Annotated in this window: 14 protein-coding genes; 11 read left to right on the forward strand and 3 right to left on the reverse strand. The window is 67.0% G+C overall.

Going from position 1 to position 14,980, the window contains the following annotated elements:
* Positions 1-66 precede the first annotated feature (66 nt).
* The 6 genes from RCH15_RS02275 to tsaD all read left to right on the forward strand — a co-directional run bounded on the left by RCH15_RS02275 (position 67) and on the right by tsaD (position 5,811).
* Positions 67-1,158: a PfkB family carbohydrate kinase gene (locus RCH15_RS02275; RefSeq protein WP_326957597.1), complete on the forward strand. Its 1,092-nt coding sequence runs from the start codon at positions 67-69 to the stop codon at positions 1,156-1,158.
* A gap of 409 nt (positions 1,159-1,567) precedes the next feature.
* A complete protein-coding gene (alr, locus tag RCH15_RS02280) occupies positions 1,568-2,788 on the forward strand; it encodes an alanine racemase (RefSeq protein ID WP_326957599.1) in 1,221 nt (406 codons plus the stop codon).
* Positions 2,785-3,435: a tRNA (adenosine(37)-N6)-threonylcarbamoyltransferase complex ATPase subunit type 1 TsaE gene (tsaE, locus tag RCH15_RS02285; protein WP_326957601.1), complete on the forward strand. Its 651-nt coding sequence runs from the start codon at positions 2,785-2,787 to the stop codon at positions 3,433-3,435. Before alr ends, tsaE begins: the two co-directional genes overlap by 4 nt.
* Complete coding sequence (gene tsaB, locus RCH15_RS02290; protein WP_326957603.1) at positions 3,435-4,106, forward strand: tRNA (adenosine(37)-N6)-threonylcarbamoyltransferase complex dimerization subunit type 1 TsaB; 672 nt, start codon at positions 3,435-3,437, stop codon at positions 4,104-4,106. The genes tsaE and tsaB overlap by 1 nt, the downstream gene beginning before the upstream one ends.
* 110 nt (positions 4,107-4,216) lie before the next feature.
* Positions 4,217-4,699, forward strand: a complete 483-nt coding sequence (rimI, locus tag RCH15_RS02295) for a ribosomal protein S18-alanine N-acetyltransferase (protein ID WP_326957727.1) — start codon at positions 4,217-4,219, stop codon at positions 4,697-4,699.
* Positions 4,696-5,811 (forward strand): tRNA (adenosine(37)-N6)-threonylcarbamoyltransferase complex transferase subunit TsaD, encoded by a 1,116-nt coding sequence (gene tsaD / locus RCH15_RS02300; protein ID WP_326957605.1) that lies wholly within the window; start codon positions 4,696-4,698, stop codon positions 5,809-5,811. Before rimI ends, tsaD begins: the two co-directional genes overlap by 4 nt.
* Before the next feature lie 26 nt (positions 5,812-5,837).
* On the opposite strand, the gene RCH15_RS02305 is transcribed toward tsaD, so the two are convergent.
* Positions 5,838-6,989: a glutamate--cysteine ligase gene (locus RCH15_RS02305; RefSeq protein WP_326957607.1), complete on the reverse strand. Its 1,152-nt coding sequence runs from the start codon at positions 6,987-6,989 to the stop codon at positions 5,838-5,840.
* A 230-nt stretch (positions 6,990-7,219) separates the two neighbouring features.
* Here RCH15_RS02305 and RCH15_RS02310 point away from each other — a divergent pair, with 230 nt between their 5' ends.
* The gene (locus RCH15_RS02310) at positions 7,220-8,047 is read left to right on the forward strand and encodes a shikimate 5-dehydrogenase (RefSeq protein ID WP_326957609.1); all 828 of its coding nucleotides are present in this window, start codon (positions 7,220-7,222) and stop codon (positions 8,045-8,047) included.
* 18 nt (positions 8,048-8,065) lie between these two features.
* Here RCH15_RS02310 and RCH15_RS02315 read toward each other — a convergent pair whose 3' ends face one another.
* Positions 8,066-9,283, reverse strand: coding sequence for a class I SAM-dependent methyltransferase (locus RCH15_RS02315; protein WP_326957611.1), 1,218 nt, complete (start codon positions 9,281-9,283; stop codon positions 8,066-8,068).
* A 57-nt stretch (positions 9,284-9,340) separates the two neighbouring features.
* Here RCH15_RS02315 and RCH15_RS02320 point away from each other — a divergent pair, with 57 nt between their 5' ends.
* The 4 genes from RCH15_RS02320 to RCH15_RS02335 all read left to right on the forward strand — a co-directional run bounded on the left by RCH15_RS02320 (position 9,341) and on the right by RCH15_RS02335 (position 13,911).
* A complete protein-coding gene (locus tag RCH15_RS02320; protein WP_326957612.1) occupies positions 9,341-9,502 on the forward strand; it encodes a hypothetical protein in 162 nt (53 codons plus the stop codon).
* Positions 9,503-9,658: 156 nt separating this feature from the next.
* Complete coding sequence (groES, locus tag RCH15_RS02325) at positions 9,659-9,955, forward strand: co-chaperone GroES (RefSeq protein WP_018773735.1); 297 nt, start codon at positions 9,659-9,661, stop codon at positions 9,953-9,955.
* Positions 9,956-10,032: 77 nt separating this feature from the next.
* Positions 10,033-11,643, forward strand: coding sequence for a chaperonin GroEL (gene groL / locus RCH15_RS02330; protein WP_326957615.1), 1,611 nt, complete (start codon positions 10,033-10,035; stop codon positions 11,641-11,643).
* Between the two features lie 237 nt (positions 11,644-11,880).
* Positions 11,881-13,911, forward strand: a complete 2,031-nt coding sequence (locus RCH15_RS02335) for an acyltransferase family protein (protein ID WP_326957616.1) — start codon at positions 11,881-11,883, stop codon at positions 13,909-13,911.
* A gap of 53 nt (positions 13,912-13,964) precedes the next feature.
* Here RCH15_RS02335 and RCH15_RS02340 read toward each other — a convergent pair whose 3' ends face one another.
* Positions 13,965-14,933, reverse strand: a complete 969-nt coding sequence (locus RCH15_RS02340; protein WP_326957618.1) for a DUF389 domain-containing protein — start codon at positions 14,931-14,933, stop codon at positions 13,965-13,967.
* Positions 14,934-14,980: the final 47 nt, after the last annotated feature.

Below are 14,980 nucleotides of genomic sequence, written 5' to 3' on the forward strand. Positions count from 1 at the left end.
CGACGGGCGGATTAGCAGCGGGGGAACGCCTATCCAGCGCTCCCGGGACGGCGTAGTGTGCGGTACATGGACGCGATTCCGGCGCGGCGTTTTGACCCGCTTTGCTCCGTCCGCGACCCGGCGGCGGAGGGCTTCGATCTGCTGTTGACCGGGACTGTTTTCCAGGACATCATCTTTACCGGCCTGCCGCACGGGCCCGTCGCCGGAACCGAAATCTGGAGCGACGGTATGGGCAGCTGCCCCGGCGGTGTGGCCAACCAGGCCATCGCCGCCGCACGGCTGGGGCTGCGGACCGGTCTGGCGGCCGCGTTCGGCGACGACGGGTACGGCGACTACAACTGGAAGATCCTGGCCGGGCAGGAGCACGTGGACCTGTCCCTGTCCCGGCGCGTGGCGGGCTGGCATTCGCCGGTCACAGTGTCCCTCAGCGTGGAACATGACCGGTCCATGGTGACCCACGGCCATCCGGCACCGGTGAGCTCCAGCGAACTGGTGGGCTGTCCGCCGCGGGCGCTCGCAGCTGTCGCGGAGCTCGGCGAGGAGCTGGAGCCGTGGGCGCTCGACGCTCACCGTGCGGGAGTTCAGCTGTTCGGCGACGTCGGCTGGGACCCCACCGGCGCCTGGGCGTCCTCCCGGCTCGATAACCTGCAGTACTTCCACGCCTTCATGCCCAACCAGCACGAGGCGATGAATTTCACCGGCCACGACAACCCGTGGGCGGCCCTCTACGCGTTGGCGGACCGGGTCCCGGTCGCCGTCGTAACCCTGGGCCCGCAGGGGGCCATGGCCGTGGACTCCGACACGGGTGAGGAGGAGTGGGTGCCGTCCTTGCCGGTGTCCGCTTTTGATCCGACCGGGGCAGGTGACTGTTTCGGCGCTGCTTTCATTGTGGGCTGCCTGGCCGGCTGGCCGCTCGGTGACAGGCTCCGTTTCGCCAATCTGTGCGCCGCCCTTGCCGTGCAGGAAGTCGGCGGCTCATTGGCGGCACCCGGATGGGGGGACATCGCCGACTGGTGGCAGCGAGCCAACGCCCGGAAGGAGCGGCAGAGCAGCCAGTGGCTGCGGCGTTACCGCTTTCTCGAGGACATCATCCGGGACGTGCCGCAGGAGGCGCAACGGCGGGCAACGGCGACCATTGCGCACCTTTCCGACGCGTAGCGCTGTTCCCCGCGGCGTCCTCCCGTGGACCTGCCCTCCTCCCGGCGGACATGCCCACCGGTGGTGCTGAACTGCTCCCTGAAAATCAGAACTGAAATTCTCAGTCCAACTTTTCGGGGACCAGTTCATGCCGAGCGCTGGACATGCCCTCCTCCCGGGCCGGCGGATGGGCATAATGCACTTATGTCCAGTGGCAGGCGCCAGCGATGGGCACATCCGGTGCCGGTCTGCGAGCGATGGGCATATTGGTTGGTTTTCTGGGCGAGCGATGGGCATGTCCGGGGCTGGCAACAGGCGATGGGCATGTCCGGTGCTGGCAACAGGCGATGGGCATGTCCGGTGGTGCTGTGGAAACGAGCGGCCGGGCCCTGAATTAAGCCGCATGCGCAGCCACCCCTAGAATCGTTAAGTGACTTACCCAGCAGCAACAGGCGGCGCCCAGCCCGGTCCGGAGGCACAGCCGGCCCATGCCGAGGAACGCTCGGCAGTAATCGACCTCGAAGCAATCCGGCACAACGTCCGCCGCCTTGCCGCCGTGGCATCACCGGCCCAGGTCATGGCAGTGGTCAAGGCCGACGCTTACGGCCACGGTGCCGTGCCAGTGGCCCGGGCAGCCCTCAGCGCCGGCGCCCGATGGCTGGGCACCGCCCACATTTCCGAGGCCCTGGCCCTGCGCGCCGCCGGAATCGACGCCCCGCTCCTGGCCTGGCTGCACACCCCGGAGAGCAACTTCGCAGCGGCCGTCGCTGCCGGAATCGACATCGGCTGCTCGGGCTGGGAGCTGGAGCGCATCGTGGCGGCCGCCCGTGAGCAGGAACGGCCCGCCCGTGTGCACCTGAAAGTGGACACCGGGCTGGGCCGCAACGGAGCCACCCTGGCCGCCTGGGACGGCCTTGTCGGCGAAGCCATGGAATACCAGGACCAGGGGCTGCTGCGGGTGGTGGGCGTGTTCTCCCACCTGGCCGTCGCCGACGAACCCGAGCGCCCGGAAACCGATGAACAGCTGGCAGCCTTCCGTGCGGCGCTTGCCGTCGCCCGGGACGCCGGCGTTGATCCCGAGGTGCGGCACCTCGCCAACACTCCGGCCACTTTGTCCCGGCCCGACACCCACTTTGACCTGGTCCGGGTGGGACTTGGCCTCTACGGGCTGTCTCCGTTCGAGGGGCAGACTTCGGATGAGCTGGGCCTGCGCCCGGCTATGACGGTCCGGACCATCGTCTCGCACTGCAAGGATGTGCCTGCCGGCCAGGGCGTCTCCTACGGTCTGAACTACCGCACCCGCGGCACCAGCACCCTTGGCCTGATCCCGCTGGGCTACGCCGACGGGGTTCCCCGGATCGCCACCGGCGGACCGGTCCGCGTCCAGGGCGTGAACTACCCCGTGGTGGGCCGTATTGCGATGGACCAGATGGTCATCGACCTGGGTCCGCTCAACGTTTCTGCCGGCGGTTCCAGCGTCCTGGGCGCCGAGGCCGTGCTGTTCGGCGACGGCGGCGACGGCGGGCCCACCGCAGAGGACTGGGCCCGCGCGGCGGGCACCAATAATTACGAGATTGTCACCCGGATCAGCCCCCGGGTGCCGCGCCGCTACGTCAACGAAGATCCTGCCCGCGACGGGTCCGCCGCGTGAGCGCCGCGGCCTGGAAGCGGACCCTTGAGGTCGGAACTGCGGAGGAAACCCATGCCCTGGCAGCCGTGCTCGGCACCCAGCTCCGGGCCGGTGACCTGCTGGTCCTCACCGGTGAACTGGGCGCGGGAAAGACCACCTTCACCCAGGGCCTGGGGGAGGGCCTTGGGGTGCGGGCCGGTATCATCTCACCGACCTTCGTGCTGGTCCGCATCCACCCGAACCTGCCCGACGGTCCCCGCCCCGGCGGCCCGGACCTGGTGCACGTCGACGCCTACCGGCTCGGTTCCGCCTCGGAAATCGACGATATCGACCTGGAAAACACCCTCGACAGCGCCGTGACCGTGGTGGAGTGGGGCCGTGGCCGGGTGGAGCATCTCAGCGAGAGCTGGCTCGAAATTGATCTGGTCCGCAGCATGGGCGGCAGTGCCAGCGCCCCGGCCAGCAACGCAGCGGCCGGCAACGCAGCGGAGCCAGGCACCCTTGATTTCGACACCGGGGACGACGACGAACCCCGGACCGTCGTGATCCGCGGCTTCGGTCCCCGCTGGGTGCATCCGCCGCTTCTGCCCGCGGCGTCCACGCCCGTTCTGCCCGCGACGCGGGAAACCCCCAGCCTGACCTTGCCCCAGATTCCGGAAGTGACCTGATGCTGATCCTCGCCATCGACACCTCGGCCGTGGCCAGCGCCGCGCTCGTTTCCGACGACGCCCCGGAATCCGTCGTGGGATGCTTCGCCACCGCAGACACCAGGAGCCACGCCGAAGTCCTGGCCCCGGGCATTGAGGCACTCCTCGACGAGGCCGGGTTCACCGGCGCCGACGTCGACGCGATCGTCACCGGGGTGGGACCGGGCCCCTTCACCGGGCTCCGGTCGGGGATCGTTACGGCCCGGACGCTCTCGTTCGTCTGGGGCAAACCGCTGTACGGCCTCATGAGCCTTGACGCCATCGCCCTGGAGGTAGCGGAATCCACCGACGCGGCCGCGGAATTCCTCGTCGCCACGGATGCCCGGCGCAAAGAGGTTTACTGGGCCCGGTACGGCCTTAGCCCCGGCCAGTTGCCCCGGCTGCTGGAGGGCCCGCACGTCGGCGCCGCGGCGGAGCTCCCGTGCCTCCCGGTCTACGGCGCCGGAGCCGGCCTCTATGCCGATGTTGTCACGGCCGTCCCGGAATTCAGCGCCCGCCAGCCGGAAGCACTTTCCCTGGGCCAGTTCGCCCTGGCCCGGCTGGCGGCAGGGGAGACACTCCTCGATTCCACCCCGCTCTACCTGCGAGAGTCCGACGCCCAGGTCCCCGGACCGCGGAAGAGGGCGCTGTGAACACCGAGAGCACAGGAAAGAGCGCAGGAAAGAGCGCCGGAGACGACACCGGACAGAACACGCGCAAGCATGCAAGACCTGCATTGCCCGGGGATGTGACCCTGCGGGACATGACTGCCGCGGACGTCCCCGCAGTCCACGAGCTGGAGCGGGCACTGTTCCCGGTAGATGCCTGGCCGCTGCACATGTTCGTCGCTGAGCTGGCGCAGGCCGGGACCAGACGCTACCTCGTAGCCGAAGCTGCCGGGCGGATCGTCGGCTATGCCGGGCTGATGTGCATCGAGCCGATCGCGGACGTCCAGACCATCGCCGTCGTTCCCGAGCAGGAAGGCAAGGGCATCGGTTCGGCGCTTCTCACCGAGCTCATCCGGGAAAGCGGGCAGCGTGGGGCCGAGGACGTCCTCCTGGAGGTCCGGGCCGACAACCCCCGCGCGCAACAGCTTTACCTCCGTTACGGATTCGAACAAATCCATGTCCGGCCGCGTTACTACCGGGACGGCGTCGATGCGCTGATCATGCGGCTCCGGCTCGGCACGGCCGGTTTGGGCGGCCGCCAACCCGACACCACGCCCAGGGAAGCAGACAGCCTATGAACAGCACCCAGCATGCCGGGCCACTGGTCCTTGGGATCGAGTCCTCCTGCGATGAGACCGGCGTCGGGATTGTCCGCGGCACGCAGCTGCTGACGAACACCGTGTCCTCGTCCATGGCCGAGCACGTCCGGTTCGGCGGCGTGATTCCTGAAATCGCCTCCCGCGCCCACCTGGACGCTTTCGTTCCGACGCTTCGCGAGGCGCTGGCCGAGGCCGGGGTGACGCTGCAGGACATCGACGCGATCGCGGTTACATCCGGTCCGGGGCTCGCGGGAGCCCTGATGGTGGGTGTCTGCGCGGCCAAGGCGCTCGCCGTCGCCACCGGCAAACCGCTGTACGCCATTAACCATCTCGTCGCGCATGTCGGCGTCGGACTGCTCCGGACGGACGACGGCGGCCGGGAAGCTTTCGCCGGGTCCCCGCAGAACACGTTGCCGGAGAACCTGGGGGCCCTGCTTGTTTCCGGCGGGCACACGGAGATCCTGCGGATCCGCAACATCACCGGCGACGTTGAGCTGCTCGGTTCCACGATCGACGACGCAGCAGGTGAGGCCTATGACAAGGTGGCGCGTCTTCTGGGCCTTGGCTACCCGGGGGGACCGGCCATCGATAAGCTGGCACGCACCGGCAATCCGAAGGCGATCCGCTTCCCGCGCGGCCTGAGCCAGCCCAAGTACATGGGCACCGCGGTAGAACCCGGTCCGCACCGCTACGACTGGTCCTTCAGCGGACTCAAAACCGCCGTCGCCCGCTGCGTAGAGCAGTTCGAGGCGCGCGGGGAAGACGTGCCGGTCGCGGACGTCGCGGCGGCGTTCCAGGAGGCCGTGGTGGATATCATCACGTCCAAGGCGGTGCTGGCCTGCCGGGAGCACGGCATCACCGAGCTGCTGCTGGGCGGCGGGGTGGCGGCCAATTCGCGGCTGCGCCAGCTTACGGAACAGCGTTGCAGCGCTGCCGGCATCCGCCTGACCGTGCCGCCGCTGGCCTTGTGCACAGACAACGGTGCCATGGTCGCCGCGCTGGGCGCCCAGCTGGTGATGGCCGGGGTGGAGCCGAGCGGGATCGGGTTCGCACCGGATTCTTCGATGCCTGTCACCACCGTCTCGGCCTGAGGCGGGCCGCCGGGGCTCGCGCCGGGTTAAGCCTCGGGTCCCTTGCGCATCTGCTGGACCAGATCCAGCACCACCGCGCGGAGGTCGCCGCCGTGCTCTTCCGCCACGCGCCGCTGCCGCTGGCAACCGGCGCCGCGCTCGATGATCTTCAGGACGTCGGCAAGCTCGGCAACGCAGTCCAATTTCACGGCGACCGGTTCCAGGCGCGCCACCGTCTCCCGGATGTGCTCGGTAACGAGTTGTTCGTTGCCGTCCGCGTCGAGGATGATGATGGCTTCCAGGCCATAGCGGGCAGCACGCCACTTGTTCTCCTGCACATGCCAAGGCGGCATCGTGGGGATGGTGCCGCCATTATCCAGCGTGGTGGAGAACTCATCGACAAGGCACTGGGTGAGTGCCGCGATCGCCCCGACTTCCTCAAGGGTGGCCAGGCCGTCGCAAATGCGCATCTCGATGGTGCCGAAATGCGGAACCGGACGGATGTCCCAGCGGATTTCGGAGAGTGAGTCGATAACCCCGGTGGTAAACATGTCCTGGGCGTAGGACTCAAAGTCCTCCCAGCTGGAGAACTGGAACGGCAGGCCCGCGGTGGGCAACTGCTGGAACATCAGGGCGCGCTGGGAAGCATAGCCGGTGTCCTCGCCGCCCCAGAACGGACTGGACGCGGACAGGGCCTGGAAGTGCGGGAAATAGTTGACCAGGCCGTCCAGGACGGGAAGGACCTTGTCCCGGCTGTCCAGGCCTACATGCACGTGGACGCCGTAGATCACCATTTGGCGGCCCCACCACTGCGTGCGGTCGATCAGTTTGGCGTAACGGGCCTTGTCCGTCACCGGCTGGAGTTGCGGCGGGCTGAACGGGTGGCTCCCGGCGCAGAAAGTCTCGACGCCCATCGGATCAGTGATCTCACGGACGGCGGCGAGTGAACTGCCCAGGTCCGCTTTCGCTTCTGCCACCGTGTTGCAGATGCCGGTCACCAGCTCCACCGTATTGAGCAGCAGCTCCTGCTTGATGTGCGGGTGCTCATCGTCTTCATTGAGCTCGGGATGCTTCGCCGCGACCCCGCGGAGGACCTCTTTGGCTACCGACGCCAGCTCCCCGGTATCCGCGTCGACGAGGGCCAGTTCCCATTCCACACCAAGAGTTGATTGCCTGGATGAAGCGAACTCAATCTTCATGTGGTCCCTTCACAGTTGTGCCGTCCGTTTCTTCGCCCCGGCCGGCTTTCGTCTTGGGCGGATGTGCCGGACAGTTGGCGAGGCAACGGTGGCTCAAGTCTAGTGCAGGGCCGGCATCGAGCCGGTGGCCAGCAGGCGGTGAAGACGTGAAAGTGTTCACATAAGTCCTTCCAAGCCTGCGCTGGTCGGCGGAGCGGACCACGCCGGGCGGCTTGTCGTTTAATGGAGGGGTGCCCATCCTGAATAAAGACATGACCCTGTGCATCTCGCTCTCGGCCCGGCCGAGCAACAACGGGACGCGTTTCCACAACCACCTGTACGAACAGCTCGGCCTGAACTGGATCTACAAGGCCTTCGCTCCCGCGGACCTCGTGCAGGCGATCGCCGGTGTGCGGGGTCTGGGGATCCGCGGATGTGCGGTGTCCATGCCGTACAAGGAAGACGTCATAGCGCTGGTGGATGTGATGGACCCGTCCGCCAAAGCCATCGATTCGGTCAACACCATCGTGAACGACGGCGGTACCCTCACCGCGTACAACACCGACTACACGGCGATTGAGCAGCTGCTGCAGCGCAACGCCGTTCCGACGGACTATTCGGTGCTGGTCCAGGGCTCCGGTGGCATGGCCAAGGCGACCGTGGCCGCGCTGCGGGACGCCGGCTTCAATGACGTCACCGTGATCGCGCGCAACGAGGACGCCGGGCGGGCGCTCGCCGGACAGTACGGGTTCGCTTTCCATGCCGGCATCGACGCGGCTGCAGCGGGAGCGGCCGACATGATCATCAACGTGACACCCATTGGTATGGCTGGGGGCCCCGACGCCGATTCGCTGTCCTTCCCGCAGGAGGCGGTGGACGCCGCGAAGGTGGTCTTCGACGTCGTTGCGCTGCCCGCCGAGACGCCGCTGATCAGGGCCGCCCGCGCGGCCGGCAAGACCGTCATCACCGGCGCGGAAGTGGCCACCATCCAGGCGCTGGAGCAGTTTGTGCTCTACACAGGGATCCGGCCCACAGCAGCGCAGATCCAGGCAGCCGAGGACTTCATGCGGGCCCAGTAGCAGGCCGCGGCTCCGACGCTAGACCGGTTCGACCGAAACGGCTACCCGCTCGTCACCGATCCGGGTGAGGACCAGGGTGGCCGTTTTTTTGGTTTTGTTTTTGCCGCCGGGCAGGAGTTGTTTGCGCAGCTCCTCCGGAGTGACAGAGGTGCCGCGCTTCTTGATGTCCAGCACGCCGATGCCCTGGTCCTTGACCCAGGACTTGAGGGCCTTGACGTTGTAGGGCATGACGTCCAGGACTTTGTACGCCCGGGCGAAGGGGGTGTCCTGCAGTTCCGGGGCGCAGATGTAGGCAATGTGCTCGTCCACGAGGTGCCCGTCGAGCCGGAGGGCGATGTCGGCCACCAGCCCGGCGCGGATGACGGCGCCGTCGGGCTCGTAGAGGTATCCCTCGACCGGACCCACCGGGGCCACCGGGCCGGCGCCGAAGTCCTCGGTGCTGCTGATCTCCGCGGCACCCTGCGGGCCCAGGACCAAGGCTGCCCGACGGATTCCGGGGCGCCGGACCGCGTTGAACCACAGCGCCACTTCGGTGACATCCCCGCCTACCGAGACCCACTGGGCCTCGCAGTCCGCCGGCACCGAGTCGTGCGGCATGCCCGGGCCCATTTTCACGCCGACGGCCAGGCCGGAACCGGCCAGTGACTCGACGAAGGACAGGGGAGGGGAGAAGTCTTCCGGGTCCCACAGTCGTTTCGTGCCCGACGTGGAGGTGGTCCGGCGCGCCGGGTCGAGCCAGACACCGTCGATCCCGTCGAGGGCAACCGTCGTCGCGTCCGAGTGGACCACAGTGGCGTTCCGGAACGGGATCAGGTTCATGGTGGCGCACGCCGCCGTCGTCTCGTCTTTCTCCACGGCCGTGACGGTAATGTCCAGCGACGCGAACGCCATGGCGTCGCCGCCGAGCCCGCAGCCGAGGTCGGCCACATGCTGCACGCCGGCCCCGGCGAAACGCTGGGCGTGCCGTGCCGCCACCGGCAGCCGGGTGGCCTGCTCCAGGCCCGCCTGGGTAAAGATCATCTGGCGGGCGAACTCGCCGAACTTCGCTTCGGCCTTGGTCCGCAGCCGGGACTGGGTTAGAACGGCCGAGACGAGGCCGGGGGAGTGGCCGGCCTTCCGGAGGGAGGCGTTGAGGCGGAACGCCTCGTCCTCCCGGTACGGGCCCAGCGATGCCAACAGCTCCCAGCCTTCGGGGTTGAGAAGCGGGGCAATCTGGTCCTGCGGTGCGTCAGCCATGGGATCAAGCCTAGTTCAGGGGGTGGTCGCGGGCGTGCGCGGGATAGGCTCAAAGGCATGGATGACAGCGGCCCGGCGGACAGCCCGGACGCGGCAAGCCCGGAAGAGAGAGTCGGCGGCGAGGACGTGGACTGCGCGGACCTCGGCGAACAGCGGGCTGGCGCGGGCCGGGCGTTCACCGCGAACGTAATTCTGGCACTCGCCTTGACCGAGTGCTAACTCCTTACATAGAGTCATCATTAGCACTCTCCCTAGGAGGGTGCTAACACCTGAAGCTTTATCAGCCAGGCTGCTGCCGGCACCGCGACGACGGTCTGTACGCCTTGGCACCACAGCTTCAAAGTCCACGAATTTGCTGACGAAAAGGAGAGGTCATTGTCGGTCTCTATTAAGCCTCTTGAGGATCGTATTGTTGTCCGCCCGCTCGAAGCCGAGCAGACCACGGCTTCCGGCCTGGTTATCCCGGACTCCGCGCAGGAAAAGCCGCAGGAAGGCGAAGTTGTTGCAGTAGGCCCCGGCCGCTTTGACGACAACGGCAACCGCGTTCCGATCGACGTCGCCGTTGGCGACGTCGTGATCTACTCCAAGTACGGCGGAACTGAAGTCAAGACCGGCGGCACTGAGTACCTCGTGCTCTCCGCCCGCGACGTTCTGGCGATCGTCGTAAAGTAACTCTCTTGGACCCCGCGCCGCCGATCCTTCTTTGACGGGTCAGTTGCGCGGGGTTCTGTCTTTGAAAGGACAAAACCATGGCAAAGCAGCTTGCGTTTAACGACGCTGCCCGCCGGTCGCTTGAAGCCGGCATCGATAAGCTCGCCAACACGGTCAAGGTGACCCTCGGCCCCCGCGGCCGCAACGTCGTGCTGGACAAGAAGTGGGGCGCCCCCACAATCACCAACGATGGCGTCACCATCGCCCGTGAAGTCGAACTGGATGACCCCTACGAGAACCTTGGCGCGCAGCTCGCCAAGGAGGTCGCCACCAAGACCAACGACGTCGCCGGCGACGGCACCACCACCGCCACCGTGCTGGCCCAGGCCCTGGTCAAGGAAGGCCTCCGCAACGTTGCGGCCGGCGCAGCGCCGGGCCAGATCAAGCGCGGCATCGAGGTCTCGGTCGAGGCCATCGCCGCCCGCCTGCTGGAGAACGCCCGCCCGGTCGAAGGCGACCAGGTCGCCAACGTCGCTGCGATCTCCGCGCAGAGCGATGAGATCGGCGAGCTCCTTGCCGAGGCATTCGGCAAGGTCGGCAAGGATGGTGTGATCACCATCGAGGAATCCTCCACCACGCAGACCGAACTGGTCCTCACCGAGGGCATGCAGTTCGACAAGGGCTACCTGTCCCCGTACTTCGTCACCGACGCGGAACGCCAGGAAGCAGTCCTCGAAGACGCCTTGATCCTGATCAACCAGGGCAAGATCTCCTCTGTCCAGGACTTCCTGCCGCTGCTGGAAAAGGCGCTGCAGAGCTCCAAGCCGCTCTTCATCATCGCCGAGGACGTCGACGGCGAGGCGCTCTCCACGTTGATCGTCAACCGCATCCGCGGCACCCTGAACGTTGTCGCCGTCAAGGCTCCGGGCTTCGGGGACCGCCGCAAGGCCATGCTCCAGGACATCGCCACCCTCACGGGCGCGCAGGTTGTCTCGCCGGAACTGGGCCTGAGCCTGGACACGGTCGGCCTGGAGGTGCTGGGTACCGCCCGGCGCATCACGGTGACCAAGGACAGCACCACCATCGTTGACGGCGCCGGTTCGGCCGAGGATGTTGCAGCCCGGGTTTCCCAGCTGCGCGCCGAGCTGACCCGCACCGACTCCGACTGGGACAAGGAAAAGCTGCAGGAACGCCTGGCCAAGCTGGCCGGCGGCATCGGCGTGATCAAGGTCGGCGCAGCCACCGAAGTTGAGCTGAAGGAAAAGAAGCACCGCATCGAAGACGCCGTGTCCTCGACCCGCGCTGCCCTGGAAGAAGGCATCGTCGCCGGCGGCGGCGCCGCCCTGATCCACGCCCTCAAGGCGCTGGACGAGGACCCCGCCGTCAAGGCACTCGAAGGCGACGCGGCTGCCGCTGTCGGCATCGTCCGCCGGGCCCTGACCCAGCCGCTGCGCTGGATCGCCCAGAACGCCGGTTTCGACGGATACGTCGTCGTCGCCAAGGTGGCCGAATCCGCCAACAACCAGGGCTTCAACGCCAAGACCGGCGAATACGAAGACCTGATCGCTGCCGGCGTCATCGACCCCGTCAAGGTCACCCGTGCGGCCCTGCGCAACGCGGCTTCCATCGCGGCACTGGTGCTCACCACGGAAACCCTCGTGGTTGAGAAGCCGGCCGAGGAAGACCAGCACGCGGGACACCAGCACTAACACACATGATCAGGGACGTTCCGGCCGCTGCGCCGGGGCGTCCCTTTTCTGTGCCAGGTTCACGCAGGAACCGCACAGCCGATCTTGGATGAATCGGGGCCGGGGCGCCGCGGCGATTGGTCATCCACCTTGAGCTTTGCGTAAGGTGGACGCTCCAGGCTTTCCGGGGGAACGGTCTTCCATTACGTTCCCGGGTGAGAGGTGAAGATGACGGAGCAAACAAGGCTTCTCACACCCGTGCCACTAGCTTCCCCATCCCGGCCGGGCCGGGCACCTGGTTTCAAGCCTGAGATCCAGGGCCTGCGGTCGCTGGCTGTGCTCATGGTGATGACGTACCACATCTGGTTCGGCCGCGTCTCCGGCGGTGTGGACGTGTTCCTGCTTGTCTCGGCCTTCCTGATGACCCTGCAGTTCGTTGGACGCTACTACGACGGCCGGCCGACGGCGTTGCTCAAACACTGGCTGCATCTGTTCCGGCGCCTCATCCCTGCTGCTGCCGTCGTGGTGGCCGCCGTGGTCGCCGCCAGTGTCCTTTTCCTGCCCCGGACCCGCTGGCTGGACGTCATCGGCCAAGGCTGGGCCTCGCTGTTCTATTCCGAAAACTGGCTCCTGCAGGCCCAGGCCACCGACTACAACGCCTCGAACCATGGACTGGCCAGCCCTTTCCAGCATTTCTGGTCGCTGTCGATCCAGGGACAGGTCTTCATCCTGTGGCCGCTTATTTTCGTGGGAGCGGCGCTGACCGCGAGGCACTTCAGACTCAAATACCGTGCCCTGCTCTGCTACATTTTCGCGCTCGTGTTTGTCGTTTCGCTGACCCGGTCGATGGCCTTCACCGCCGCCAACCAGACAGAAGCGTATTTTGACACCCCTGCGCGGCTTTGGGAGTTTGCGCTGGGGTCCTTGGTGGCTTTGGCCCTTCCGTCGTTCCGGATACCCCGGAGCTGGCGGGTCTGGCTCGGCTGGCTCGGCCTGGTGGCGATGCTTAGCTGCGGCTTCGTCCTCGATGTCCAGGCGTCCTTTCCGGGAAGCATCGCGCTGTGGCCTACCCTCGCCGCTGCCTGCGTGATCGTCGCCGGTCAGACCGGCAGCAAGTTCGGAGCTGACCGCTTCCTCAGCACCGGGCCCCTGGTCCGGCTGGGGGACATGTCCTACGCGCTGTACCTGTGGCACTGGCCCGTCCTGGTGATCTCGCTGGCCTGGACAGGCCGCGACTCCGCGGGGCCGCTGACGGGTGCCGTTGTCATTGCGGTCTCGTTGGCTCTGGCCTACCTCACCACCCGCTTCATCGAGAAGCCCTGGCGGCAGTGGAGATGGCCGGAGCTCAAGCGGCGGCGCGCCGTCATTGCGATCACGGCAGCCCTGACCGTCGCAGCCGTGCCCCTCGCCGGACTCCAGATCAACCTCTACTTCGAGAACCAGGCGGTGCTCGCCAAGGCCGCACAAAACAATCCTGGTGCCCCGGCGCTGCTGCCGGGATTTGTGAATCAGGCAGAGGCGGACGCCGTCCTGCTTCCAGCCCCGGAAAACCTCGGAAAGGACTGGGCGAGCCTTCCGCACCCTTGCAAAGGCACTTTGGAGCCGCAGGACTCAGGCCTTAGGGACGAGTGCTTTGAAAATGGCCAAACCGATCCCGGCGCGAGAACCGTCCTCGTTCTGGGTGACTCCCACGCCGAGCAGTGGCTGCCCGCCATGACGCCGGTCAGCACGGAGAAGGGCTGGCGGCTCTACGCGATGCTGATGGGGGGCTGCAAGCCGAGCACGACCAACCAGCACCAGAACGCTGAGTGCGAGAGCTTCAACACCAAGGTCACCGCCGAGGTCGAAAGAAACCCGCCGGACGCCATTGTGGTGGTCGGCACGGCTGCGGCGCCCTCCTCGCCCGGTGAGCGACTCATCCCCGGCCTGAAGTCGAGCCTTGAAGCCTGGAAGAACCTGGGAATCGACGTGGTTCTCGTGCGGGACAACCCCCGCTTCGGTTTCAACATGGCGGACTGCGTCGTGACCAAAGGCGTAGACGCACGGGAGTGCAGACCCAGCCGGGAGAGTCTCTTCGCGGAAGCAAGTCCGTTTGAGATGCTGGGGGAAGCGGCACCGGGCGTGGCCACCATCGACATGACGGACCTGATCTGCGAGCCCACCGACTGCCCGGGAGCTGTCGGAAACATGTTCGTCTATCTGGATGACAATCACATGAGCCGGACCTACACCGCCACTATGGCGCCGATGTTCCGGGAGCGGCTCCTGGCAGGCACGGAATGGGACTAGGCCGCCGTCGTTCTGCTCTTGAACTGGCCACCCTCCGCGGTGCGGCCAGCCACTCAGCTTCCGGAGCGCAGGGCCTTGCGCCGCAACCGGGCGGCGGCGCCCCGGGGAAGGCGCTTGGTGACCAGCCGGTAGAAGATCAGCACCGCGACGGCGGACGCCACGATTCCCACCAGGTTCAGCCCCAGCTGCAGGGCGGAGCCGGCAGCTTTCTGGTATTCGCCAAGAACTAACGACACCGCCACGAAGCCCGCGGCCGGGACCGTCGTCACGGAGATGAACACACCGACCAGCGCCGCAGACCGCCGGCTGATCACCGACAGCATCCCCGCGGTGCCCGCGAGCACCGCGACGATGAGCGAATACGGGCCGGGATGGTAGATGAACTCGACGGCGGATCCGCGGTCGAGCACGTCGCGCGGAAAGAGCCCCAGCGGCACGGACAGCCATGCCGTGAGCGCAGCCGCCAGCATCGCCACCGGAAAGCCGACACCAAGCGCCACGGCCGCACTGCGGCCAAGCGGCCACTGGCGCCGGACAAGGGCCACGGCCAAGGCGGCCAGAGGGCCGAACTCCGGTCCTACTGCCATGGCCCCCACAATGGCGATGGTCGAGTCCGTGACGATCCCGATGGCAGCCAGCTGGGTCGCAAGAATCAAGAAGGCCAGGAAGCTCCACGTGAGCCGCGAGTCTTCGCCGGTCTGCCGGGAAACCTCGTCCCAGATGACCGCATCCGCTCCTTCCCCGGGGGCGTCGGACGTCGCCTTGTCTGCCCGGTCGGAGAGCACCAGCTCCGGCATGGTGACTGCGATCGAACCCCGCTCCTGGACATCGAGGGCCTGAAGCTTCTCCACGAGCTGCTCCACTGACTCCCGGGCCAGGAGCACATCGATGACGTCACCGGGCGGGAGGACGGAGGCACCATGCTGGCAGGAAACTTCCGCGACGCCGAGCTCGCCGGTGCAGCAGTCCACCACAGCGGCGGACAAGTCGTCCGGAACACAGATACGCAGCTGTGCGATCACAATGGGCCTCCTCTGGCTCGTTACAGGGTAGCCCCCGGGGCGCCCGG

Source organism: Arthrobacter sp. MP_M4 (assembly GCF_035984855.1).
In the GTDB taxonomy this organism is placed as follows: domain Bacteria; phylum Actinomycetota; class Actinomycetes; order Actinomycetales; family Micrococcaceae; genus Arthrobacter.

Bases quoted from the DNA above. Each gene is read 5' to 3' on its own strand.
- RCH15_RS02305 (WP_326957607.1), bottom strand. From the start codon at position 6,989: ATGAAGATTGAGTTCGCTTCATCCAGGCAATCAACTCTTGGTGTGGAA.
- RCH15_RS02275 (WP_326957597.1), top strand. From the start codon at position 67: ATGGACGCGATTCCGGCGCGGCGTTTTGACCCGCTTTGCTCCGTCCGC.
- groL (WP_326957615.1), top strand. From the start codon at position 10,033: ATGGCAAAGCAGCTTGCGTTTAACGACGCTGCCCGCCGGTCGCTTGAA.
- tsaB (WP_326957603.1), top strand. From the start codon at position 3,435: ATGCTGATCCTCGCCATCGACACCTCGGCCGTGGCCAGCGCCGCGCTC.
- RCH15_RS02315 (WP_326957611.1), bottom strand. From the start codon at position 9,283: ATGGCTGACGCACCGCAGGACCAGATTGCCCCGCTTCTCAACCCCGAA.
- tsaD (WP_326957605.1), top strand. From the start codon at position 4,696: ATGAACAGCACCCAGCATGCCGGGCCACTGGTCCTTGGGATCGAGTCC.
- RCH15_RS02320 (WP_326957612.1), top strand. From the start codon at position 9,341: ATGGATGACAGCGGCCCGGCGGACAGCCCGGACGCGGCAAGCCCGGAA.
- rimI (WP_326957727.1), top strand. From the start codon at position 4,217: ATGACTGCCGCGGACGTCCCCGCAGTCCACGAGCTGGAGCGGGCACTG.